Source organism: Mesorhizobium sp. M0052 (assembly GCF_040323255.1).
In the GTDB taxonomy this organism is placed as follows: Bacteria; Pseudomonadota; Alphaproteobacteria; order Rhizobiales; family Rhizobiaceae; genus Mesorhizobium.
The window spans coordinates 47,059-69,712 of the sequence record NZ_JAMYUS010000001.1; the positions used below are offsets into that span (position 1 = coordinate 47,059).

Below are 22,654 nucleotides of genomic sequence, written 5' to 3' on the forward strand. Positions count from 1 at the left end.
TGACGCTCTTTGCCGAGCTTATGCCGCGATCTGGCTCGTAGACCGTTCGTGGATGGTCGCACCGGTTTGAGCGTCAACTGCGACCAGGCTGACCTCGTAGCCCCAGAGGCTGCGGACATGGCGCAGCGTCGCGTCACGGCTGGCCCCTTCGAGCACAACACCATCCTTTACCCTGTGTTGCAGTCGCAACTGCCGGTCGCCGAGCAGGTCGACATCAATCACCTGGATGTCCGGCCGATTCGCTCCAAGGTCGTAACCGTGGGCTAGCTCGGCCCGTATCTTGTGATAGCCACGTTCGTTGTGGATCGAGGCGACTTCGAAATGCGGTTGGTCGGCTCCATCGCCAAGCACGAAGAACCGCCATTTTCGGATCAAGCTCGGGCTGAGGTACTGGCGGATAAAGGATTCGTCGCGGTGGTTGGCCCAGGCCTCAAGCAGGACCTCGCGCCAGTTGCCATGTCCTGCAATGTCCGGGAACCAGTCGCGGTCCTCCGCCGTCGGCTCGGTCGAAATGCGCTGTATGTCCTGCATCATGTCGAGGCCGAGGGCATAGGGATTGATGCCTGAAAACCGGGGATCGTCAAAGGCCGGCTGGAAGATCACGTTCGAATGGTTGCGCAGGATTTCGAGCATGGCACCTTCGCCGATCCGGCCGCGATCGAATAGCATGTTCATGAGCGTATAATGCACGAAGGTGGCGCAGCCTTCATTCATGACTTGAGTCTGTCGCTGCGGGTAGAAATATTGCGCGATGACGCGGACGATCCTGATGATCTCGCGCTGCCAGGGTTCCAGGATCAGGCTGTTCTTCTCGAGGAAATAAAGGAGGTTTTCCTCGGGAAGGTTGAGCGATCTCTTGCGCTCCGCCATCCCTTGATCCTCATTGCCGGACTTGTTTTTGTTCTGCGACGGCGGCAGCGTGCGCCACAGATCGTTGTAGGAGCGCTCTTCGTATTCGAGGCGCTCGCGAAGCCCTTCGCGCTGTCGCTCCGACGAGAGCTTTGGCGGCCGGTGGTAGCGGAACACCCCTTGTTCCATCAGCGCATGGGCGGAATCGAGAATAGCCTCCACTGCTGCAAGGCCGTGCCGCTCCTCGCACCGGGCGATGTAGCCCTTGGCGAAGTCCAGATAACCCAGGATTGCCCCGGCGTCGGTCCATTGCTGAAACAGATGATTGTTCTTGAAGAAATGATTGTGGCCAAGCGCCGCGTGGGCCGTCACAAGGGCCTGCAAGGCCATGGTGTTTTCCTCCATGAGGTAGACGATGCAGGGATTGGAGTTGATGACCAGTTCATAGGCCAGCCCCCGACCACCCTTACGGTAAAGAAGCTCCTGGTGAAGGAAATGTTTGCCGAACGACCAATGCCGATACATCAGTGGCATGCCGATAGATGAGTAGGCGTCGAGCATCTGCTGGGAGGAGATTATCTCCATCTGGACCGGGTAAGTATCGAGATGCAACTCGTCGACCGCGATCGCCTCGATCTCTTCAAAAGCCCGCGATAATTTCTCGAAATTCCAGTCGGAACCGGAAAACAACAAATTCGTTTCGTTGGCTCGCCTGACCATCTCTCTCTCTCAAGCGCTCTTGATGGCCACCGGCTGCCTGGCGAAGAGCCGGTGGAAGACCGGGTAAATATCCGCGGGAGCAGCGATGCGGCTCATCTGGAAGTTGGGCCATTTCAGCTCGATCGTACTGTAGGCGCGCCAAAGCGACGTCCCGTTTTCGGTAGCACCGAATATGTGGCTCTCGCGTTCGTCGATGATCTCGACATAGGCGAAATACTGGCACAGGCGCATGAGCTTGCCGTTCATGAGCTCTATGCATCGCTCGGAATCGGTGGTGAAATTGTCCCCGTCAGAGGCCTGCGCGGCGTAAATGTTCCACTCGCTGGCAGGATAGCGCTGGCCGATAATGCGGTGCATTTCGTCGAGCGCGGTGGAGACGATCGTACCGCCGCTCTGCGTGTTGTAGAAGAACGTGTCCTCATCCACTTCGTGCGCCTCATGGGTATGGCGGATGAAGACGATCTCCGTGCGTTCGTAGCGCCGTTTCAAGAACAGGTGCAGCAGCACGAAGAAGCGTTTGGCCAAGTCCTTTTCGCGTTGGCCCATCGATCCGGACACGTCCATAAGGCAGAACATGACGGCATTGGCATTCGGCACCGGCCGGGCGTCGAAGCGGTTGAATCGGATATCGACCGGATCGACAAAGGCAATTCGCCTGCGCCGTCGCTCCAGCCGGTCAAGCTCGTCGCGTAATTCCGCGATGCGCTGGCGCACCGCCGCGCCGGCCGGGGCCGACTCAAGCGTGACGATTTCCCGGAGGATCGCCTCCAGTTCCTGCTGCGTGGGGCGCCTCAGCGCAATGCGCCGGCCTAGGCTGTTGCGCATCGTGCGGCCGGCATTGATGTTGGTCGGGGAACCAGTTGCCGCGAAGCCGGCCCGGCGCGGCTTGAAGGCAAGGATTTCCTTGAGATTGAGCTTAACCAGGTCGGGCAGTTCGAGATCCTCAAAAAAGAGTTCGAGCACCTCCTCGCGTGACAGCACGAAACGAAAATCGTCTTCCGACGCCGTGTTTCCTGGCGACGACGCCGCGCCGCCCCCATGCGGCTTCGGGAGCAGGTCTCCAGGGGAAAAATGCCTGTTGCCCGGAAGGATGTGTCGGCGCCGTCCGCTGGCCCTGTCATCGTTGAAGCTCGGCTCGGCCGTTTTCCTTTCAGGCATGGGCACGGCGTGCTCGGTATCCACGTCGGCGATCCTGCCAGTGCGGATTTGATCGCGAATGCTCCGCTTCAACTCCTCGCGAGCACGCCTGAGGAAGCGCTGTCGATTGCCAAGGCTCTTGTCCTTGGGATTCAGGCGACGGTCGATGAAGATCGGCATGGAACCATCCGGCTCTGTCAACCCGCCTTGTTCACCCGCATGTACCAGTCCACCAGCCGGCGTACCTGCCGTTCTGTGTAGCCACGCTCGATCATGCGCTGTACGAATTCGTTATGGCGCTTTTCCGTAACGCTGTCTTGCTTGGAGCCGAAGCTGATCACCGGCAAGAGGTCCTCGACCTGTCCGAACATCCGCTTCTCGATGACCTCGCGCAGTTTTTCATAGCTGGTCCATGACGGGTTGCGGCCGTGGTTTCTTGCGCGAGCGCGCAGAGTGAACTTCACCACCTCGTTACGGAAGTCCTTGGGATTGGCGATGCCTGCCGGTTTCTCGACCTGCGAAAGTTCGTTGTCCAGGATCTCCCGGTTGAGGATCTGGCCGGTGTCGGGGTCCTTGTAGTCCTGGTCCTCAATCCAGGCATCCGCATAGGCGATGTAGCGGTCGAAGAGGTTCTGGCCGTATTCGCTATAGGACTCCAGATAGGCCTTCTGGATTTCGTGGCCGATAAACTCGGCGTAGCGCGCCGCAAGCTCCGACTTGATGAATTCAAGATAGGCCGCTTCCGTTTCCTTCGGGAACTGCTCCCGCTTGATCGCCTCCTCCAGAATGTACATCAGATGCACAGGATCGGCGGCCACCTCCTCATTATCGAAGTTGAATGTCTGCGAAAGGATCTTAAAGGCAAAGCGCGTGCTGACGCCCGTCATGCCTTCATCGACGCCGGCGGCGTCGCGATATTCTTGGACCGACTTTGCCCTGGGATCGACTTCCTTCAGATTTTCGCCGTCATAGGCGCGCATCTTGGTGTAGAGCGGCGAGTTGTCGTGCTCGGCCAAGCGCGTCAAAACTGCAAAGCGGCTGAGGATGTCCAAAACTTCAGGGGCACAGGGGCTGGCGGCCAACTCGCTCTCACGCAGCAATTTCTCATAGATCTGCCTCTCTTCGGTGATCCGCAGGCAATAGGGTACCTTGACCACCAGGATGCGATCAAGAAACGCCTCGTTGTTCTTGTTGCTCTTGAACTGTTGCCATTCCGACTCGTTGGAATGGGCGACGATGATCCCCTGGTAGGGAAAGGCGCCGAAATTTTCAGTGCCGTTGTAGCTGCCTTCCTGTGTCGCGGTCAGCAGCGGATGCAGAACCTTGATGGGTGCCTTGAACATCTCGACGAATTCAAGCAGACCTTGCGTGGTCCGGTTCAGGCCACCGCTATAGGAATAGGCATCGGGGTCGGACTGGCTAAAATTTTCCAATTGCCTGATGTCGACCTTGCCGACCAGGGCCGAGACATCCTGATTGTTCTCATCGCCAGGTTCGGTCTTGGCAATGCCGATCTGGCGCAGCCGCGACGGCATCAGCTTGACGACGCTGAATTTGGAAATGTCGCCAGACAATTCGTCGAGGCGCTTGGCCGCCCATGGCGAAATCAATCCGTTCAGCCGGCGCCGGGCTATGCCGTATTTATCCTCTAGCAGATCACCCATGTGATCGGGATGGAACAGCCCAAGCGGCGACTCGAAAACCGGGCTGATCTGGTTGCCGACCTTCAGCGTGTAGATCGGGCGCTGCTCCATCAGTTTCTTCAGGCGCTCGGCCAGAGAGGATTTGCCGCCGCCGACCGGGCCGAGGAGATAGAGGATCTGCTTGCGTTCTTCGAGCCCCTGCGAGGCATAGCGGAAATATCCAGCTATGCGCTCGATCGTATCCTCCATTCCATAGAAGTCAGAAAAATGAGGGTAGATCTTGAGGGTCCGATTCGCGAAAATGCGGCCGAGGCGCTCGTCTTTGCTGGTGTCAACCAGTTTTGGTTCGCCGATTGCGTCGACCATCCTTTCGGGCGCCGAAGCGTACATCGATTTGTCTTCCCGACAGGCAAGAAGATACTGTTGGATGCTGACCTCTTCGTCCGCCGCATTGGCATAAATTTCCGAAAAAAGATCGAAGACGTCGGATTGGGTTGCACGCATGATGTTCTGCCCTCGGAGCCGATCTGGATTCCAATCGCCTCATCACCTTCAACTGTCGGAAAGCATTGTTGGTTCCCTTCACATGAAGGAGAGTGGCTGCAATCCGGGTAGAAGGCTTGGGAGGAAACATTCGGAGTGGCTGGAATGGCGGGTTGCCCGGTGCTGCGGCGCTGATGGGCGGCGTTGTCGCCGGCCAGCTATCTCGATGGACACAAGCATCCGCCGACCTTCATCGCCTATTCGCGCGCCGAAGGCCGCGACGACCAATCGAGGGCTTTGCCAAACGCCTGCGCGCCATCGGCACTGAAGTGACGCTGTTCGACGGCAACGCCTACACGCATATGTCGATCAATCACGACTTCGGCGAGGACGGCGACGCGTTGACCGCCGCGATGCTGGCCTTCCTGAATGGACCGTCGGTTGATCCCCGATCCCCGCGAGGCGTCCTGGATCAGACCAAAAGCCCCGGCGGGACATTGCCGACCCGGCGGCTACAGGTGCAATTGTTCCTGAGTTGTCGATTGGGAAAGAAAATCATGAATGGCGCCGATCTGCTGTGCGACGTGCTCCTGGCCAATGACGTCACGGTCTGCTTCGCCAATCCTGGCACATCCGAAATGCATTTCGTTGCCGCACTGGACCGCAAACCTCAGATGCGCTGCGTGCTCGGCCTGTTCGAGGGCGTGGTGACCGGCGCCGCCGACGGCTATGCGCGCATGACCGACCGCCCGGCAGCAACGTTGCTGCATACCGGACCGGGTCTCGCCAACGGTTTGGCCAACATGCACAACGCAAGGCGTGCGCGCAGCCCGATGATCAACATTGTCGGCGACCATGCTTCCTACCATCTGCCGCTCGATGCCCCGCTGACCAGCGACATAGAAGGCCTGGCGTCGCCGATGTCGAACTGGGTTGGCCGCGTCAAGGGGCCGGCCGATATTGTGCCGGCCGCAGAGGCGGCTTTCCGCGCCTCACTCACGCCGCCTGGCGTCACGACCTTGATCCTGCCTGCGGATGCCGCCTGGGGCGAAGTTGCTGCGATTTCGCCTGGCAAGGTGAAGCTGGAGCCGCCGCCCGCCGTCGACATGGCTGTTGTGCGCACGATCGCCGAAGCAATCCGCGCCGCGCCGGGCCGTGTCGGCATGGTGGTGCGTGGGCAGGCGGCGCGCGCCGATGGACTTGAAATCGCAGGGAGAATGTCATCGGGAAGCGATGTCAGGCTGTTCAGTGAGGTTCTGATCGCCCGCATGCAGCGCGGCCGCGGGCGGTTCGCCCCGACCCGCATTCCCTATCCGGTCGATGCGGCGACGGCCATGCTCCGGGATATCGACTTGCTGGTGCTGGTCGGCGCCAAGGAGCCGGTTGCCTTCTTCGCCTATCCAGGCAAGCCCGGGCGGCTGGTTCGGGACGATTGCAAGGTGCTTTCGCTGGCGGCGCATGGCCAGGATCTGAAAGCGGCGCTGGAGGCGCTGGCTGCCGAGGTCGGCATCAAGCCGACGCAGCAATTCGCCGCCGCAACCGCCTTTCCAGACGAACCGACGCTGAGCGGCAGACTGACGGACGATGCCATCGCGCTGTCGGTGGCGCGCAAACTTCCGGCCAATGCCATCGTCTGCGACGAAGCGGTCACCTCGGCGAGACGGTTCTTCGCGCTATCCGCCTTTGCGGCGCCGCACGACTACATGATGGGTACGGGCGGATCGATCGGCGGCGGCATTCCGATGGCGACAGGAGCAGCGATCGCCTGCCCGGACCGCAAGGTGATCAATCTCGAGGCCGACGGCAGCGGCATGTACACGGTGCAGGGACTGTGGACCCAGGCCAGGGAAAAGCTTGACGTCGTGACCATCATCTTTTCCAACCGGACCTACGCCATCCTGCATGGCGAAATGAAGAATGTCGGGGTCAATGAGATCGGCGAGAACGCTAGGCGCATGCTCGATCTCGACCATCCGGCGCTGGACTGGGTTGCGCTGGCCAAAGGCATGGGCGTCGAGGCGGCCCGCGCCGACACGTGCGAGCGGTTCGACGCGCTGCTCGACAGTGCCCTGTCGCGTCCGGGACCGTTTCTCATCGAAGCGGTGATCTGAGGCGGAGAGACTTACCAACGGGTCTTTTCGCCGGGTGCAGCCGGTTCGATTGCCAGCGCATGGACGCCGGCTTGCAGCTCCGCTGCGAGCAATTCGTTGACGGCGCGGTGGCGGTCGATGCGGCTCATGCCGGCAAAGACGGATGAGACGATGCGGACGCGAAAATGCGTCTCGCCGGTGCCGTCATAGGCACCGTGATCGTCGGAGCCGTGGTGGTGATGACCGGCATGAAGGTGGCTTTCATTGACGATCGCCAGCCGCTCCGGCGAAAACGCCTTGTTCAGCTTGTCTTCCATCGTCGCCTGTATGGACATCGCCATCTCCCTTCACCATATCTGCAAGGCGTGATCGGGAAATCGGGATCGATCCCGCCGGGCCGCCTCAAAAATCGCCATTCGCCCTGCTTTATGCCGCGATTCAGCGGTTAGGGCGATGATCGCGAAAATGTCAATTCTTGTTTCGCACGTGCGAACAGCCCATAAATGGGTGAGATGAAACCGTACCCCAAATATTTCGAGAAAATTCGGGTCCGCCCCGACAAGGATGCGGAGCTGAAGTCGCACTCGCCGATCTGCCAGTGGGACGGCTGCAAGGAGGCCGGTACCCACCGGGCGCCGGTCGGACGCATGAAGGAAGGCGAGTATTTTCAGTTCTGCTTCGATCATGTGCGCGAATACAACAAGGGTTTCAACTACTTCTCCGGCGTGCCGGACACCGAGATAGCCCGCTTCCAGAAGGAAGCGATGACCGGCCACCGGCCGACATGGAAGATGGGCGTCGCCGGCGCCTCGACGCGCTCCTCGCCCGATTTCGCCCAGCAGCGTTCCGGTCGCGCCGGCTATTACAACCGCATGCGCGATCCCTTCGATCTGTTCAAAGGGCCGAAGGACCCGCGCGAGGCGCGCGAACGCAAGGCCAAGCCGCTTGAGGCCAAGGCGCTGGAAACGCTTGGCCTTGATACAAAGGCGACTGGCAAGGACATCAAGGCGCGCTATAAGGAACTTGTGAAGCGCCACCATCCGGATGCGAATGGCGGCGATAGAGGTTCGGAAGACCGGTTCCGCGATGTGCTGCAGGCCTATCGCGTGCTCAAGCAGGCGGGTTTGTGCTGAGCAACCTAACGGTTCGTGTCGTTTTCCAACTTTCATAAGGGTGGAAAAGGCTCTAAGACCGCCCCCGGACAAAATCGATTGCCGGCGAAATCAGGCATTTCGCCAGTGGAGACTTGGATAGAGATGAACAAGGTCGATCGCGACATCGCCAATTTGCCCGACACGACGGTGTCGGTGAAAGACAAATTCGGCTTCGAGTCCAAGATGGTGGTGCCGGCCTATTCGGTGACCTCGGAACATGTGCCGGACATCGATCCGGACTATCTGTTCGACAAGGCGACGACGCTGGCGATCCTTGCCGGCTTTGCCTACAATCGCCGCGTCATGGTGTCTGGCTATCACGGCACCGGCAAATCGACCCATATCGAACAGGTCGCCGCCCGCCTTAACTGGCCCTGCGTGCGCGTCAACCTCGACAGCCATGTCAGCCGTATCGACCTCGTCGGCAAGGACGCCATCGTCGTCAAGGATGGCCTGCAGATCACCGAATTCCGCGACGGCATCCTGCCCTGGGCCTACCAGCACAATGTCGCGCTCTGCTTCGACGAGTACGATGCAGGCCGTCCGGACGTGATGTTCGTCATCCAGCGCGTGCTGGAATCGTCGGGCCGCCTGACGCTGCTCGACCAGAGCCGGGTCATCCGACCGCATCCGGCGTTCCGGCTGTTTTCGACCGCCAACACGGTCGGCCTCGGCGACACTACCGGCCTCTATCACGGCACGCAGCAGATCAACCAGGCGCAGATGGATCGCTGGTCGATCGTCACCACGCTGAACTACCTGCCGCACGACAATGAGGTGAACATCGTGCTGGCCAAGGCCAAGCACTATCGCGACGGCAAGGGCAAGGACATCGTCAACAAGATGGTGCGGGTCGCCGACATGACGCGCTCGGCCTTCATCAATGGCGATCTGTCGACCGTGATGAGCCCGCGTACCGTCATCACCTGGGCCGAAAATGCCGAGATCTTCGGCAATATCGGCATGGCGTTCCGGCTGACCTTCCTCAACAAGTGCGACGAGCTGGAGCGTTCGGTGGTGGCCGAGTTCTACCAGCGCGCCTTCGGCGAGGACCTGCCCGAGAGCGCCGCCAACGTGGTGCTGGGCTGAGCAGAGCCTCGATGGCGGGTCCGGGCGACAACACGCGCAACAAGTCGAAGACGGGGTCTGAAGCCGACAGCTTCAAGCGTGCCGTCACCGTCTGCATGCGCGCCATCGCCGGCGACAAGGAGCTCGAAGTCGGTTTCGCCAAGGACCGCCCGGCGCTCGCCGGCAGCCGCGCCCGTCTGCCCGAACTGCCGAAGAAAGCGTCCAAGACAGACATCGCGATTACTCGTGGCCTGGGCGATTCCATGGCGCTGAAGCGCGCCTGCCACGATCAGCGCATCCACACCAAACTGGCGCCGGAAGGCAAGCTGGCGCGCTCGATCTATGACGCCGTGGAACAGGCCCGCGTCGAGGCGATCGGCAGCCGCGCCATGCAAGGCGTCGCCGACAATATCGGCTCGATGCTGGAGGACAAATACGCCAAGGCCAACCTTGTCGACGTCAAGGACAAGGCCGACGCGCCGATCGAGGAAGCGCTGGCGCTGATGGTGCGCGAGAAGCTGACCGGGCGGCCGATCCCGAAGAGCGGCGAGCGTCTGGTCGACCTCTGGCGGCCCTGGGTCGAGGAAAAAGCCAAGGCCGATCTCGACGGACTGTCGGCCAAGCTTGGCGACCAGCAGGCCTTTGCCCGCGTCGTGCGCGAGATGCTTGCGTCCATGGAGATGGCCGAGGAACTCGGCGACGACCAGGAAACCGAAGACTCCGAGGACAATGACGACAACCAGCCGCAAGGCGAGGAGCAGAGCGAGGAGGGCGGTGAAGACGATTCCGGCTCCGAGCAGTCGCAGTCCGAGGATGCCGAGGCCTCGGCTGATGACGAACAGTCGTCCGAGACGGAGGCGTCCGACGCCACCGCCGACGATCTTTCCGACGATGACGATGCGGACGCCGAGACGCCGGGCGAGGCGCGCCGTAACGACAACCCCTTCGCCAACCTGCCGAAAGAGATCGACTACAAGGTTTTCACCACCGCCTTCGACGAGACGGTCGGTGCGGAAGAGCTGTGCGAGGAGGAAGAACTCGACCGGCTGCGCGCCTTCCTCGACAAGCAGTTGGCCAATCTCTCCGGCGTCGTCGGCCGGCTCGCCAACCGGCTGCAGCGCCGCCTGATGGCGCAGCAGAACCGTTCCTGGGATTTCGACCTCGAAGAGGGTTATCTCGATCCGGCACGCCTGGTTCGTGTCGTCATCGACCCGATGCAGCCGTTGTCGTTCAAGCAGGAGCGCGACACCAAATTCCGCGACACGGTGGTGACGCTGGTGCTCGACAATTCGGGCTCGATGCGCGGTCGGCCGATCACGGTTGCCGCCACCTGTGCCGACATTCTGGCGCGCACGCTGGAGCGCTGCGGCGTCTCGGTCGAGATCCTCGGCTTCACCACGCGGGCGTGGAAGGGCGGACAGGCTCGCGAGAAGTGGCTGAAGGACGGCAAGCCGCCGAACCCCGGCCGGCTCAACGATCTGCGCCACATCATCTACAAATCCGCCGATCATCCGTGGCGTCGCGCCCGGCGCAATCTCGGCCTGATGATGCGCGAGGGCCTGCTCAAGGAAAACATCGACGGCGAGGCGTTGTTATGGGCGCACAACCGGCTGATCGCCCGGCCCGAACAGCGCAAGATCCTGATGATGATCTCGGACGGCGCGCCGGTCGACGATTCGACGCTGTCGGTCAATCCTGGCAATTACCTCGAGCGGCATCTGCGCGCCGTCATCGAGCTGATCGAGACGCGCTCGCCGGTCGAGCTTCTGGCCATCGGCATCGGCCACGACGTCACCCGCTATTACAGGCGCGCCGTCACCATCGTCGATGCCGAGGAACTGGCCGGCGCCATGACCGAGCAGCTGGCCTCGCTGTTCGCCGAGGAAAACGTGCGCGATACACGCCGCGGCGGCTACCGGCGCGCCGGATGATTTTTTTGCGCGGCGGGTTTCGGCAGATGCTCTTCGCGGTCACTGCCTTGTTCGGCATGGCGTTTGCGCCGGCCATCGCCGCCGGCCCAAGCGCGGTCGAGCCGGTCGAAGTCCCGGCGCGGCCGATCACCACCTTCCATATCGGCAGCGCCGACAAGCAGTTTGGGCCGCTGGAATTCGTCGGCGGTCTTGAGATGAACTCGACGACGCGCGATTTCGGCGCGCTGTCGGCATTTCGGTTCGTCAAACCCGGCAGCGATTTCATCGGCGTCGCCGATACGGGCTTCTGGTTCTTCGGCTCGATCACCCATGATGCCGACAAGCGGCCGTCCGGCATCCAGAATTTCCGCATGCAGCAGATGGTCGATGAGAAGGGCCGGCCGATCGACAGGAAATGGGAAGTCGATGCCGAGGGCCTTGCAGTCAAGGACGGCATCGCCACCGTCGGCTTCGAGCGCGATCACCGCGTCGCCCAGTTCAAGATCGACCCCAGCAACATGACGGCGCCTTTCAAGCAACTGAATTTTCTGATTCCAGCCCGCGAACTGCGACAGAACCGCGGTTTCGAGACGGTCACCCACACCAATCCTAGCGGCCAGCACGAGGGCGGCCTCGTCGTGGTCTCGGAAAAGAGCTTGGACAAGGCTGGCAACATCTATGCCGCCATCATCGAAGGGCCGCACAAGGGCGTCTTCACGGTCAAGCGCAACGGTGATTTCGACATCACTGACGGCGCCTTCCTGCCGGATGGCGACCTGCTGCTTTTGGAGCGCAGTTTCTCGATGGCCGGCGGTGTCAGGATGCGGCTAAGGTGCATCTATGGCGAAAGCGTCGAGAAGGGCGCGGTTGCCGACGGACCGGTGCTGATGGAAGCCGACATGGGCTACCAGATCGACAATATGGAAGGACTCGACGTCTGGACCCGCGATGACGGAGCGCTGATGGTGTCGCTGATCTCGGACGACAACCACTCGATCCTGCAGCGCAACCTCTATCTGGAATTCATCCTGCACCAGGATTGAGAGCCCTAAGGCTTGGTGGCGATCCAGATGACGTGGCGCGCGCCGCGCTTGCCATTCGCGCGCGTCTTCACCTCGTCCACGACAAAGCCCGCCTGCTTGAGCCTACGTGTGAAGCCGGCATCGGGGCCTTGCGACCAAACAGCCAGCACGCCTCCGGGCCTGAGCGCTGTACGCGCCGCGCCGAGGCCGGCAGCGCCATAGAGGGCGTCGTTGCCCTTGTAGACGATGCCTTCGGGGCCATTGTCGACATCGAGCAGGATGGCGTCCCAGGCTGCCTTGTCGGATCTTATGATGTGCCCGACGTCGGCTTCGCGAACCGTCACACGGGGATCGTCGAGACAGCCGGCGAAGACCGCCTCCATGGGGCCGCGCGCCCAGGCGATGACGGCGGGGACAAGCTCGGCAACGGTGATGCCTGCGTCGGCGCCCATTTGGGCAAGCGCAGCGCGCAGCGTAAAACCCATGCCGAGGCCGCCGATCAGGATTTTCGGTTGGGCGCGGCCGCCGATCTTTTCACAGGAGAGCTTGGCCAGCGCTTCCTCGGAGCCGCTGAGGCGGCTGTTCATCAGCTCATTGGTGCCGAGCATGATCGAGAATTCGCTGCCGCGCTGCTTGAGGCGCAGTTCCTGTCCGCCGTCAGGCGTTTTGGCCGAGCCGAGCTGGACCCAGGGAATCACGGCCTAGACAGCCACGGCCGGCTGGCTCCAGTGGGCGGCGAGCAGCCGGTAGGGGATCAGGGCCACAACAGCGATGATCAGCTTCACCGAGAGGTCGCCCAGCGCCCAGGAGACCCAGCGCATGGACTCGACCGGCAGCACGCCTATCAGCGGCGCCGTCTCCAGCGCAAAGCTGTCGTTCGGGCCGGCAAAAGCGAAGGCGGCCGAAAAGGCGATGCTGAAGAACACCAGGGTGTCGAACACCGAGCCGACCAGCGTGCCGACGATCGGCGCGCGCCACCAGCTCTGCCGGCGCAACCGGTTGAACACGGTGACGTCGAGCAATTGCGCGCAAAGGAAGGCCGCGCCGGAAGCTGTGGCGATGCGCACCAGCCGGTCGGCTGATGTCTCGAACTCGATCAGGCCGTGGCGAAACAGGAAGGGCGGGACGAGGATCGAGCAGACTACCGCGGTCATGAAGCCGACAAGGACGATGCGGCGCGCCACGGTCGGCCCGTAGCGGCGGTTGGCAAGGTCGGTGACCAGGAAGGAGAAGGGATAGGTGAAGGCGCCCCAGGTCAGGATGTCGCCCAGCGACAGACCGCCGGCCTGGCCCTGCATCGGGAACTGCACGAGGATGTTCGATGCCACGACGACAAGCGCCATGGCGGCCACAAAGGGCAGATATCGCGAGAAGGAAGTCATTTTTTTATCCTGGGTAATGGAACCAGCCAGGCGCTAGCCGAAGTTCGGGTCGCGCTGCCTTAGAAGTTTTGAGCATCGGATTGCTCCGATGCTCAGGGCGGTCGTCCCCCGCCTTGATATCGTTAAGCGGCGGGCTGGTCGGCCAGCTTCTTGGCGATCTGCTTCTTCAACAGGCGCGCGCGCTGCGACAATTCCTTGGCGTCGGCCTTGGCCAGGAAGGCGTCGAGGCCGCCGCGATGCTCGACCGAACGCAGCGCGTTGGCCGAAATGCGCAGGCGCACATTCTGGTTCAGCGCTTCCGAAATCAGCGTCACATTGACGAGGTTCGGCAGGAAGCGGCGCTTGGTCTTGTTGTTGGCGTGGCTCACATTGTTGCCGGTCTGGACTGCCTTGGCAGTGAGTTCGCAGGTGCGGGACATGGTTCTAACCTTCAGTTCTGTCTAGCCTGCCAAACCTTGTTCGCCCGCGCCGGGTGGCGCGCGGTTTCAGTCAGGCGGCCTTATGGAAAAGTTGGCGTTCCATAGTTGCATTTCGCCAATGCGTCAAGCTCCGGCTTACCCACGACTGTGACGAGCGTTTCACATAAAGGCCGGAATTCAGCCTATAAGCGGTCGGACAGGGACATCTCAAGCCGGAGTCGCCCGCCTCCGGTTAAAAAAAATCAAGGACCGAGCCCGCCATGCTTCGCCCGTCACATGCCGTTGTCGCCATAATTGTCGCCGCCTTGCCGACATCAACCCTTGCCGCCGCGCCCGCAGCCACCGCACAGTCCTTCAAGGGCGAATACACGGTGTCGTTCCTCGGCCTTTCCGTGGCCAAGGCGACATTTTCCAGCCACTACGAAGGCGGTAGCTATTCCATAGACGGCACCGTCTCCAGCGCGGGTCTCGCCACCTTGTTCGACGACACGAGCGGCACGATCTCGTCAAAGGGCAAGATCCTGGGCAAGCAGATGCAGCCACAGGTATTTCGCGCCGATTATAAGTCCGGCAAGAAGGCTTCCATGGTCGATATCCGCTTTGCCAATGGCGCGGTGACCGCCACCCAGGTCATTCCCGAACCGAAAAAGCGCAATCCCAAAAACTGGATACCGCTGGGCAGCAACGATCTGGCATCTGTGCTCGATCCCATGGCGGCTACCGTTATCCATGCCGACAGCCTCGACCAGGTCTGCGGGCGCAAGGTGAAATTCTATGACGGCGAGATGCGCGCCGACCTGACGCTGACCTACGCCTCGAAAGGATCGATCTCGGTCAAGGGTTACAAGGGCGACACCGTTACCTGCAAGATGAGCTTCGAGCCGGTGGCAGGCTACCGCAAGGGCCGCAAGGCGCTGAATTACCTGAAGAAGAAGAGCCAGATGATGGTGACGTTTGCACCGCTCGGCCAAACCGGCATATATGCGCCGATCCACGCCACGGTCGGGACGCAGATCGGCACCTTGACTGTCAGCGCGGGGCGGTTCGAAGCTACTGAATAGACGCGCCCACCCGAATAGAATGGGGCGAGTCGCCGGAGACGGGCATGGGGCGCGCAACACTGATCGGTTTCTCGGCGGTCGCCATGTGGGCGCTGCTGGCGTTGCTCACCGATGCGTCGGGCGCCGTGCCGCCATTCTTGCTCTCGGCCATCACCTTCACCATCGGCACCGCCGTCGGGTTGGTTGCCCGGCTGTTCATGCCGGCGACCGATAAAAGCCTGAAGATCCCACGCCAGGTCTGGGTGATCGGCATTGCCGGACTGTTCGGCTACCATTTCTTCTATTTCACCGCGCTGCGCAACGCGCCGGCGGTCGAGGCAAGCCTGATCGCCTATCTGTGGCCGCTGCTGATCGTGCTGGGATCAGCGCTGATGCCGGGCGAGAAGCTGGCCTGGAACCATGTCGTCGGCGCGCTGCTCGGGCTCGCCGGGACCGTGCTGATCGTCACCAAGGGTGGCGGCCTCGCCTTCGATGCTCGCTACACCTTCGGCTATGCGATGGCGGCCGTCTGTGCGCTGCTGTGGTCGTCCTATTCGCTGCTGTCGCGGCGCTTTCCGGCGGTGCCGACCTCGATCGTCACCTGGTTCTGCGCCGCCACGGCAGCCCTGTCCCTCATCTGCCATCTTCTGCTGGAAAAGACGGTGCTGCCCGATGGCCCCGGCCAGTGGCTGGCGGTGGTTGGTTTGGGGTTGATGCCGGTGGGTGCCGCCTTCTACGCCTGGGATATCGGCGTCAAACGAGGCAACATCCAGGTGCTCGGCGCGGCAAGCTATGCGGCGCCACTGCTGTCGACATTGGTGCTGATCGCGGCGGGCGTTGCCGAGCCGTCGCTGCGTATCCTGGCGGCCTGCGTGCTGATCACCGGCGGCGCGGCGCTGGCGGCGAAATCGTTGTTCCTGCGCAAGGCGGCAACGGGTGGAGCAAGCGCATGACGATGCCGTTTGCCGGCGGCATCGACGCCAATGCCAACGCCACATTGATTTTTTCGCTGGTGGCGGCGGTGATCTACGCCCTCACCCTGGATATGCGGCCGACGCTGGCCCGCTCGGCGGCAAAGACGCTGTCCGTGGCCATGCTTGCGGCGCTGGCCTTCATGCAAGGTGGGCAGTTGTTGCTCGTCGCGGCGCTGGCGCTCAGCGCCGTCGGCGACGCCTTCCTGTCGCGTGACGGCGAAAAGGCCTTGCTCGGCGGGCTGGCCAGCTTCCTTGCGGCGCATGTCCTCTATGTGCCGCTCTTCCTGCGCGGCGGCGGCGGGCTGGATGTGCTCAGCACCGAGACATGGCGCGGCGCCATCGCGCTTGCCATGGCGGCCTTCGCAGTCGTCATGCTGGCGGCGCTCTGGCGCCGTGTCAGTCCCGGCCTGCGGGTGCCGATCGCCGTCTATATCGCGGCCATTCTGGCGATGGGCATCTCGGCGTTGACGCTCGACAATCCGTGGGTCATCGGCGGCGCTGTTATGTTCATGGCATCGGACGGGCTGCTTGCCGCGGAGAAATTCCTGGTTCCGGCAATAGCACCCTATCGCGCCGGCATCCGTTATGCGGTCTGGGTGCTGTACTATGCCGCCCAGCTCTGCATAACTCTTGGTTTTCTTCTGGCCTAAGGCTGCCAGCCCGGCTCGGCCATTTCAAACGCGGCGAAGTCGAAGCCCGGCGCCACGGTGCAGCCGACCAACGTCCATTCGCCGAGGCTGCGCGCTGATTGCCACCAGCCGGCCGGCACGACGATCTGCGGCCGCTCGCCCGCCGCAAGTTCAATGCCGAGCACCTGCTCGATCACCTGGTTAACCTTTGGACTGCCTTCCTCGCACATCGACAGCGCCAGCGGCGCCCCGGCATGGAAATGCCAGACCTCGGCCGCGTCCTTGACCCGGTGCCAGGCCGAAATCTGGTCCTGTTCAAGGAGGAAATAGATCGCCGTCGAATGGCCCCGCCCGGCGCCGTCGCGAAAGGTCTCGGCATACCAGCCGCCTTCCGGATGCGGCTTGAGGCCGAGCGTGGCGATGATTTCAGCGGCGCTGGTCATGGCTGATCCCGGAACGATGCTCAGAAATTGTCCTTGCGCTTGCGGATTTCCGCGAACACTTCGGCGTCTGGGGCCGCCTCCATACCGAGATGCTTGCGGATCGCCGGGTCGTGCCAGCGCAGGAACGGATTGGTCGACAATTCCTCGCCGATCGTGGTCGGCAGCGTCGCCTTGTTGTCGGCGCGCAGGGTCTCGATTTTGGCGGCGCGTTCCCTGAGCGCCGAATTGGTCGGGTCGACGGTCAACGCAAAGCGGGCGTTCGAAAGCGTATACTCATGGCCGCAATAGATGACCGTGTCGGCCGGGAGTGCCGCCAGCTTCTTCAGCGACTCATACATCACCGGCGGCTTGCATTCGAACAGCCGGCCGCAGCCGAGCGCGAACAAAGTGTCGGCGGTGAACGCCACTTTCGAGGCCGGAAAATGATAGGAGACATGGCCCGCAGTGTGGCCGGGCGTGGCGATGACATCGATCCGCTCGCCGCCGAGATGGACGACCGAGCCTTGCCCGACGGTCTCGTCGATGCCGGGAATTTTTTCCTTTTCAGCCTCCGGTCCGACTATGCGCAGCTTGAAGCGCTCCTTCAGCGCCAGATTGGCCTCGACATGGTCGACATGGTGGTGGGTGGTCAGGATCATCGTCGGCTTCCAGCCGGTACGCTCGATCGCGGCAATGATCGGCGCTTCTTCGGGCGCGTCGATAATGGCGGTCTCGCCGCTTTTCGGGTCATGCACCAGCACGCCGAAATTGTCGCTGCGGCACATGAACTGTTCGATTTCGACGGGCATTGGCATCTCTCCATCTGTTGGCGCAGACATAGGGCGCTTGGCCGCCGATGTCACTCTAGCTTTGCAGAACGTGGCGGCTTTGTTGAACTTGGGCGGCATCGCAGCTACCGTCCCGCGCATGCATTCCGATATCGTCGATCTCCGCTCCTTCTATTCGACCACGCTCGGCCGCCTGGCTGAACGCTCGATCACCATGGCGCTGTCCTCAATATGGGCAACAGTGCCGAATGAGCGGCTGGTCGGGCTCGGCTATACCTTGCCGTGGCTGGAGCGGTTCGGCACCGATGCCGAGCGGGTGTTTGCCTTCATGCCTGCTACGCAAGGCGCCGTCGTCTGGCCGGCGAACGGGCCGACGGCTACGGCGCTGGTCTTCGACGAGGAATTGCCGCTGGTCGATTCCTGCATCGACCGCATGCTGCTCGTGCATTCGCTCGAACATGTCGAAAACCCGCGCGAGACGCTGAACGAGATCTGGCGGGTGCTGTCGCCGGCAGGGCGCGTCGTCATCGTCGTGCCCAACCGGCGCGGTGTCTGGGCGCGGTTCGAGCACACGCCGTTCGGCAATGGCCGGCCGTTCTCGCGCGGCCAGCTGACAGAATTGCTGCGCGAGGCGAATTTCACGCCGGCTTCCTGGTCCGACGCGCTGTTCTTCCCGCCATCGCCGCGGCGCTTCATGATGCGGTTCCACAATGTGCTGGAGCGCGCCGGCCGGCGGTTCTGGCCGATCTTTTCCGGCGTCATCGTGGTCGAGGCGCAGAAGCGGCTCTATCAGGGCGTGCCGGTCGCGCAGCGCGCTTCGCGCCGTGTCTTCGTGCCGGTACTGTCACCGCACGGTGCGACGCGGCTTGGCCGCCGGGCGGAAGGGGTGACATCGACGACGCGTCAGGTGACACCTTCGTGATCATCATGAAAACTGGTGTTGCGTGGGTTTTTCCCACCTATCTGTCGCAGATGCATTCGCGGTCCGTTTGAGCGGCGGATGCCTTCAAGTCTCTCCATCTGGTTTCAGCAACGCTTCTGAACGCAAGGACCTCGTGCATGGCTGATCAACCGGACAAGTCCGCCGCCGCTCAGCCGGTAACCGTCGATGCCAGCAGCCTGCGCGATCAGGTGGCGACGATCAAACGGGCGCTGATAGGCTCACCGGTGCGCAAGTGGCTGGTCTGGACGTCGGTCGGCATTATGGCGGTCATCGTCGCGACGTCGATCGGCCAGGTTCTGCTCAACCGCTGGAACCAGCCTTTCTACGATGCGCTGGCGCGTCGCGACATGGCGGCCTTCCTGCATCAGCTGATGATCTTTGCCGTGATTGCCGGCACGCTGCTGCTGCTCAACATCGCTCAGACCTGGCTCAACCAGATGATCCGGCTGAAGCTGCGCGAGGCGCTGACGCTCGACCTGATCGACCAATGGATGCGGCCGGCGCGGGCCTTCCGGCTCGCCAATGCCGGCGCCATCGGCGTCAATCCCGACCAGCGCATGCAGCAGGATGCCGCGCATCTGTCCGATCTGTCGACGGACCTCGGCGTCGGCCTGCTGCAATCCTTCATCCTGCTGGTGTCGTTCGTCGGCGTGCTTTGGCAACTCTCGTCGGGCTTCGTCTTCCACATCAACGGCTGGTCGCTGGCGATACCGGGCTACATGGTCTGGGCCGCGTTCCTCTATGCCGGCATCGCCTCCTGGCTGAGCTGGCTGGTCGGGCGGCCGCTGATCCGCCTCAACAGCGACCGCTACACCCGCGAGGCCGAGCTGCGTTCCGGGATGGTGCGCGTCAACGAGAATGTCGACGCCATCGCGCTCTATCACGGCGAAGCCGATGCCAAGAGACGGCTCGAAATCGACCTTGGCACGGTACTGGGCGCGATGCGAAACATCTACAAAGCGCAGATCAACCTTTCCTGGGTGACCGATACCTATGGCTGGATCACCGTGGTGGCGCCGATCCTGGTGGCATCGCCGGTCTATTTTTCAGGCGATATCAGCTTTGGCGGGTTGATGATGGCGGTCGGCGCTTTCAACCAGGTGCACTCGTCGCTGCGCTGGTTCATCAACAATATCGGCGGCATCGCAGACTGGCGCGCCACGCTGATGCGCGTTGCCGACTTCCGCATTGCGCTCGATGATACCGATGTGCTGCACGACAAGGAAAAGCGCATCGAATTCGGCGATAACGCCAATGGCAGCCTGACCTTCGAGAAGCTCCAAGTGGCCTCGCCGGAGGGCTGCACCAAACTTTCAGACAGCCATGTCGAGATCCATCCCGGTGAGCGCGTCATGATCACCGGCGATCCAGGCGCCGGCAAGACATTGTTCTTCCGCGCCATTGCCGGCCTTTGGCCCTGGGGCAGCGGGCGGATCGGCTTGCCGGCCGGAGAAACGCCGATTTTCGTGCCGCGTGTTCCGTATTTTCCTGCCGGCACGTTACGCGAAGTGCTGCATCCGAATGGCTCGGCGCCGGCTGGCGATGCTGATTTTGGGGCGGTGCTGGCCGAGGTCGGGCTCGAGCGGCTGTCATCCTCGCTCGACCGTTCCGCACGGTGGGAGCGTGAACTCAACGATGACGAACAACGCTCGCTGGCCTTCGCCAGGCTCGCCTTGCGGCAGCCGAAATGGGTGATCATCGACGAAGCGATGGACGCGTTCGATGGTCCTTCGCTACGAAGGGTGCTGTCCATGTTGGAGAAACGCCTGCCGGAAACCGCGATCCTCAACATCGGGCGCGGACTGCACAATGATCATTTCTTTCCACGCGCATTGAACATCGTGAAGGATACGGGTGCTGCGCCACTGAAACCCGCCCGAGTCAGGACCGGCGCCATCGACCCGCCGCCGAAAGCGGCCGTGCGGCGAAAGAAGTAGAAGGGGCTTTATTTCGCCGCGATCGCGGCGAAGATCACGGATCGAAATATCGGTGGTGCGGCCATGCTCGACGCGTTCAGTCTGTTAGCTTGCCTTGCCTGCACCACGCCCGTGGCTGCCCCGGCCGTTGCCGTGGATGTCGAACTGGTGCTGGCCGTCGACATCTCACAGTCGATGGACGAGAGGGAGTTCGCGCTGCAGCGCGCTGGCTATGTCGAGGCCCTCAGGCATCCCGATTTCATCAAGGCCGTGCGCTCGGGAACCACCGGGCGCATCGCGCTTGCCTATTTCGAATGGGCGGGCGTCGTGCGCGAGGATGGCGTCATCGCCTGGCAGGTGATCGACAGCGCAGAGAGCGCCAACGCCTTCGCCGACAGAATAGAAGCGCGGCCGTTCCGCAGCTTTCGCGGCACCTCGATTTCCGGTGCGCTTGCCTTCGGCGCCGGGCTGTTCGAGGGCACGGGGTTCGATGCGCCACGCAGCGTCATCGACATTTCCGGCGACGGTCCCAACAACACCGGGCTGCCCGTCGCCACGACACGCGATGCGGCGGTGGCCAAGGGCATCGTCATCAACGGCCTGCCGATCCTGATCAGCCCGTCGCCGACGTTCAGCCATCTCGACCAGTATTATGACGACTGCGTCACCGGTGGGCCAGGCTCCTTCGTGTTGCCGATCTATGCGGCCTCGGAATTCGCCACCGCCATACGCCGCAAGCTGATCCTGGAGGTGAGCGGCATCGCCGATGCGACCGTGGTCCCGATCGATGCCGCCGCACCCATGGACTGCCTACAGGGCGAACGCGACCGGCGGCTATATTCCGACCCATATCTGCCGGAACTCGACAAATGAGGTTTGAGGCAGTTCGGAGGGGAAAGCCGCTGCGCGGCTTGTCGGCAAACTTCAGGCCGGCCGTGCACCGTATTTGTCGCGAAATTCGGCATAGAGATCGCGGCGCCAGCGCCGGCCGCCGACATAGCCACGCAACAGCTGCGGCAGCGAATAGCCAAGCGCCTTCGACGACCGGTTGGCCATATAGCCGGAGAACGCCTGCGAAACCCTGCCCTTGAGTGCATCGGCGATGAGCTGCCGGGCGATCATGTAAGGCGGAATGTAGGGGTAGCGGTCGGCGATATAGGGGTGCTTGTCGATCAAGCTCGCATAGGCTTCGACATAGCCGTCCCGGCGACCGGAGATCGAATTCTCCGAGTTGTACTTTTTCCAGTCGATCACTTCGGACAGCTGCGCGCCGCTGCGACGGGCAAAGCGCAGCAACAATTCGCGATCCTGCATGCGCGTGACGTCACTGTCGTAGCCGCCGATGGCCAGCAGCGACTCGCGCCGGGCGGTGATTGCCGACCCGGCAATGAAGATGGTCTGCGCGACAAGGGCCCGCTCCAGCGAGTCGCGGCTCAGCAGCGCCTCGCGGTTGACGCAGTTGGTGCGGCGATTGCCCTTCAGCGACACGAAGGAACTGATCAGCACTTCGAGCGAGGGATTGTTGTCGAACTGCTCCAGCGTCCGCGCCAGGCGATCCGGCAAATAGACGTCGTCGGAATCGAGGAATGTCACCACCGGCGCCTGCGCCCGCTCGATGCCGGCATTGCGGGCGGCATTGGCGCCGCGCCATTTCGAGCCAACATAGATCAGCCGTGGATCGCGGATTTCGGTAAGTGCGGCTGCCGTACCGTCGGTCGAGCCGTCATCGACGACAATGTGTTCGAACCGGGGAAAATTCTGCGCCAGCACGCTCTCCACGGCGCGCACCACCTTGCTGCGGCGATTGTGCGTCGGTGTGATCACCGAGATCAGCGGAGCGAGGTCGGTTGCCTTGGACATGTTGCTTCGATTGTGCCCCGAAATGCCTGGAGGCCGGAGGTTTTGATGGTCGCCGTCCAAGCCTTACCCCGGGATGGCATTCGATTCGACGCTACAAAAAACCAGCGGCAATGTCATCACAAACTGTTGAGCCAGGACGCCGGTAAGCCGGCCGATTACCCCAGACGTAATCGACCGATGGCCATCATGTCTGCAGATTGCGCCA

The 22,654-nt window shown here is 62.2% G+C and carries 21 protein-coding genes; 11 read left to right on the forward strand and 10 right to left on the reverse strand.

The features are described 5' to 3' along the window. Positions 1 to 18: 18 nt before the first annotated feature. The 3 genes from NKJ77_RS00230 to NKJ77_RS00240 are packed head-to-tail and all read right to left on the reverse strand — an operon-like array spanning position 19 to position 4,853. Positions 19 to 1,569 (reverse strand): SpoVR family protein, encoded by a 1,551-nt coding sequence (locus NKJ77_RS00230; protein WP_023685369.1) that lies wholly within the window; start codon positions 1,567 to 1,569, stop codon positions 19 to 21. Between the two features lie 9 nt (positions 1,570 to 1,578). After that, the gene (locus NKJ77_RS00235) at positions 1,579 to 2,886 is read right to left on the reverse strand and encodes a YeaH/YhbH family protein (protein WP_023685368.1); all 1,308 of its coding nucleotides are present in this window, start codon (positions 2,884 to 2,886) and stop codon (positions 1,579 to 1,581) included. 17 nt (positions 2,887 to 2,903) lie between these two features. Next, a complete protein-coding gene (locus NKJ77_RS00240) occupies positions 2,904 to 4,853 on the reverse strand; it encodes a PrkA family serine protein kinase (protein ID WP_352533906.1) in 1,950 nt (649 codons plus the stop codon). 536 nt (positions 4,854 to 5,389) lie between these two features. Here NKJ77_RS00240 and NKJ77_RS00245 point away from each other — a divergent pair. Beyond that, entirely contained in the window at positions 5,390 to 6,943 is a 1,554-nt protein-coding gene (locus NKJ77_RS00245; RefSeq protein WP_023701378.1) for an acetolactate synthase large subunit, read from the forward strand. Positions 6,944 to 6,954: 11 nt separating this feature from the next. Here NKJ77_RS00245 and NKJ77_RS00250 read toward each other — a convergent pair whose 3' ends face one another. After that, on the reverse strand, positions 6,955 to 7,257 hold the full coding sequence (locus NKJ77_RS00250; RefSeq protein ID WP_023670675.1) for a BolA family protein: 303 nt from the start codon (positions 7,255 to 7,257) through the stop codon (positions 6,955 to 6,957). A gap of 168 nt (positions 7,258 to 7,425) precedes the next feature. On the opposite strand from NKJ77_RS00250, the gene NKJ77_RS00255 reads away from it, so the two are divergent. The 4 genes from NKJ77_RS00255 (at position 7,426) to NKJ77_RS00270 (ending at position 12,097) form a co-directional block, all read left to right on the forward strand. Continuing rightward, positions 7,426 to 8,055: a J domain-containing protein gene (locus tag NKJ77_RS00255; RefSeq protein ID WP_032887126.1), complete on the forward strand. Its 630-nt coding sequence runs from the start codon at positions 7,426 to 7,428 to the stop codon at positions 8,053 to 8,055. Positions 8,056 to 8,178: 123 nt separating this feature from the next. Next, the gene (gene cobS, locus NKJ77_RS00260; protein ID WP_023670677.1) at positions 8,179 to 9,165 is read left to right on the forward strand and encodes a cobaltochelatase subunit CobS; all 987 of its coding nucleotides are present in this window, start codon (positions 8,179 to 8,181) and stop codon (positions 9,163 to 9,165) included. Between the two features lie 11 nt (positions 9,166 to 9,176). Then, a complete protein-coding gene (gene cobT / locus NKJ77_RS00265; protein WP_023706318.1) occupies positions 9,177 to 11,075 on the forward strand; it encodes a cobaltochelatase subunit CobT in 1,899 nt (632 codons plus the stop codon). Further along, positions 11,072 to 12,097, forward strand: a complete 1,026-nt coding sequence (locus NKJ77_RS00270; protein WP_023832495.1) for an esterase-like activity of phytase family protein — start codon at positions 11,072 to 11,074, stop codon at positions 12,095 to 12,097. Before cobT ends, NKJ77_RS00270 begins: the two co-directional genes overlap by 4 nt. Positions 12,098 to 12,102: 5 nt before the next feature. On the opposite strand, the gene NKJ77_RS00275 is transcribed toward NKJ77_RS00270, so the two are convergent. The 3 genes from NKJ77_RS00275 to rpmB all read right to left on the reverse strand — a co-directional run bounded on the left by NKJ77_RS00275 (position 12,103) and on the right by rpmB (position 13,877). After that, the gene (locus NKJ77_RS00275) at positions 12,103 to 12,774 is read right to left on the reverse strand and encodes a spermidine synthase (protein ID WP_023670680.1); all 672 of its coding nucleotides are present in this window, start codon (positions 12,772 to 12,774) and stop codon (positions 12,103 to 12,105) included. A gap of 3 nt (positions 12,775 to 12,777) precedes the next feature. After that, positions 12,778 to 13,458: a queuosine precursor transporter gene (locus NKJ77_RS00280; protein WP_023832496.1), complete on the reverse strand. Its 681-nt coding sequence runs from the start codon at positions 13,456 to 13,458 to the stop codon at positions 12,778 to 12,780. Between the two features lie 122 nt (positions 13,459 to 13,580). Next, a complete protein-coding gene (gene rpmB, locus NKJ77_RS00285; protein ID WP_023670682.1) occupies positions 13,581 to 13,877 on the reverse strand; it encodes a 50S ribosomal protein L28 in 297 nt (98 codons plus the stop codon). Positions 13,878 to 14,137: 260 nt separating this feature from the next. On the opposite strand from rpmB, the gene NKJ77_RS00290 reads away from it, so the two are divergent. Genes NKJ77_RS00290 through NKJ77_RS00300 form a run of 3 tightly spaced genes read left to right on the forward strand, consistent with a single transcriptional unit; the run spans position 14,138 to position 16,541 of the window. Then, positions 14,138 to 14,938 (forward strand): DUF3108 domain-containing protein, encoded by an 801-nt coding sequence (locus NKJ77_RS00290; RefSeq protein WP_023832497.1) that lies wholly within the window; start codon positions 14,138 to 14,140, stop codon positions 14,936 to 14,938. A gap of 44 nt (positions 14,939 to 14,982) precedes the next feature. Continuing rightward, entirely contained in the window at positions 14,983 to 15,870 is an 888-nt protein-coding gene (gene yddG / locus NKJ77_RS00295; RefSeq protein ID WP_023670684.1) for an aromatic amino acid exporter YddG, read from the forward strand. Beyond that, the gene (locus tag NKJ77_RS00300) at positions 15,867 to 16,541 is read left to right on the forward strand and encodes a lysoplasmalogenase family protein (protein ID WP_352533909.1); all 675 of its coding nucleotides are present in this window, start codon (positions 15,867 to 15,869) and stop codon (positions 16,539 to 16,541) included. Before yddG ends, NKJ77_RS00300 begins: the two co-directional genes overlap by 4 nt. Here NKJ77_RS00300 and NKJ77_RS00305 read toward each other — a convergent pair. Next, positions 16,538 to 16,963 carry a cupin domain-containing protein gene (locus NKJ77_RS00305; RefSeq protein WP_023701384.1) on the reverse strand — a complete coding sequence of 142 codons (426 nt, stop codon included), beginning with the start codon at positions 16,961 to 16,963 and terminating at the stop codon, positions 16,538 to 16,540. The two genes, NKJ77_RS00300 and NKJ77_RS00305, sit on opposite strands and share 4 nt — an antisense overlap. Positions 16,964 to 16,983: 20 nt before the next feature. Then, positions 16,984 to 17,751, reverse strand: coding sequence for a hydroxyacylglutathione hydrolase (gene gloB, locus NKJ77_RS00310; protein WP_023701385.1), 768 nt, complete (start codon positions 17,749 to 17,751; stop codon positions 16,984 to 16,986). A gap of 118 nt (positions 17,752 to 17,869) precedes the next feature. Between gloB and NKJ77_RS00315 the strand changes: the two genes are divergently transcribed. From NKJ77_RS00315 to NKJ77_RS00325, 3 genes are all read left to right on the forward strand, one after another. Next, entirely contained in the window at positions 17,870 to 18,652 is a 783-nt protein-coding gene (locus NKJ77_RS00315) for a class I SAM-dependent methyltransferase (RefSeq protein WP_023670688.1), read from the forward strand. 137 nt (positions 18,653 to 18,789) lie between these two features. After that, the gene (locus NKJ77_RS00320; protein ID WP_023832499.1) at positions 18,790 to 20,610 is read left to right on the forward strand and encodes an ABC transporter ATP-binding protein/permease; all 1,821 of its coding nucleotides are present in this window, start codon (positions 18,790 to 18,792) and stop codon (positions 20,608 to 20,610) included. 63 nt (positions 20,611 to 20,673) lie between these two features. Next, on the forward strand, positions 20,674 to 21,462 hold the full coding sequence (locus tag NKJ77_RS00325) for a DUF1194 domain-containing protein (protein ID WP_023832500.1): 789 nt from the start codon (positions 20,674 to 20,676) through the stop codon (positions 21,460 to 21,462). A gap of 51 nt (positions 21,463 to 21,513) precedes the next feature. Here the strand turns inward: NKJ77_RS00325 and NKJ77_RS00330 are convergent, their stop codons facing one another. Further along, positions 21,514 to 22,449, reverse strand: a complete 936-nt coding sequence (locus tag NKJ77_RS00330) for a glycosyltransferase family 2 protein (protein ID WP_023832501.1) — start codon at positions 22,447 to 22,449, stop codon at positions 21,514 to 21,516. Between the last annotated feature and the right edge of the window lie 205 nt (positions 22,450 to 22,654).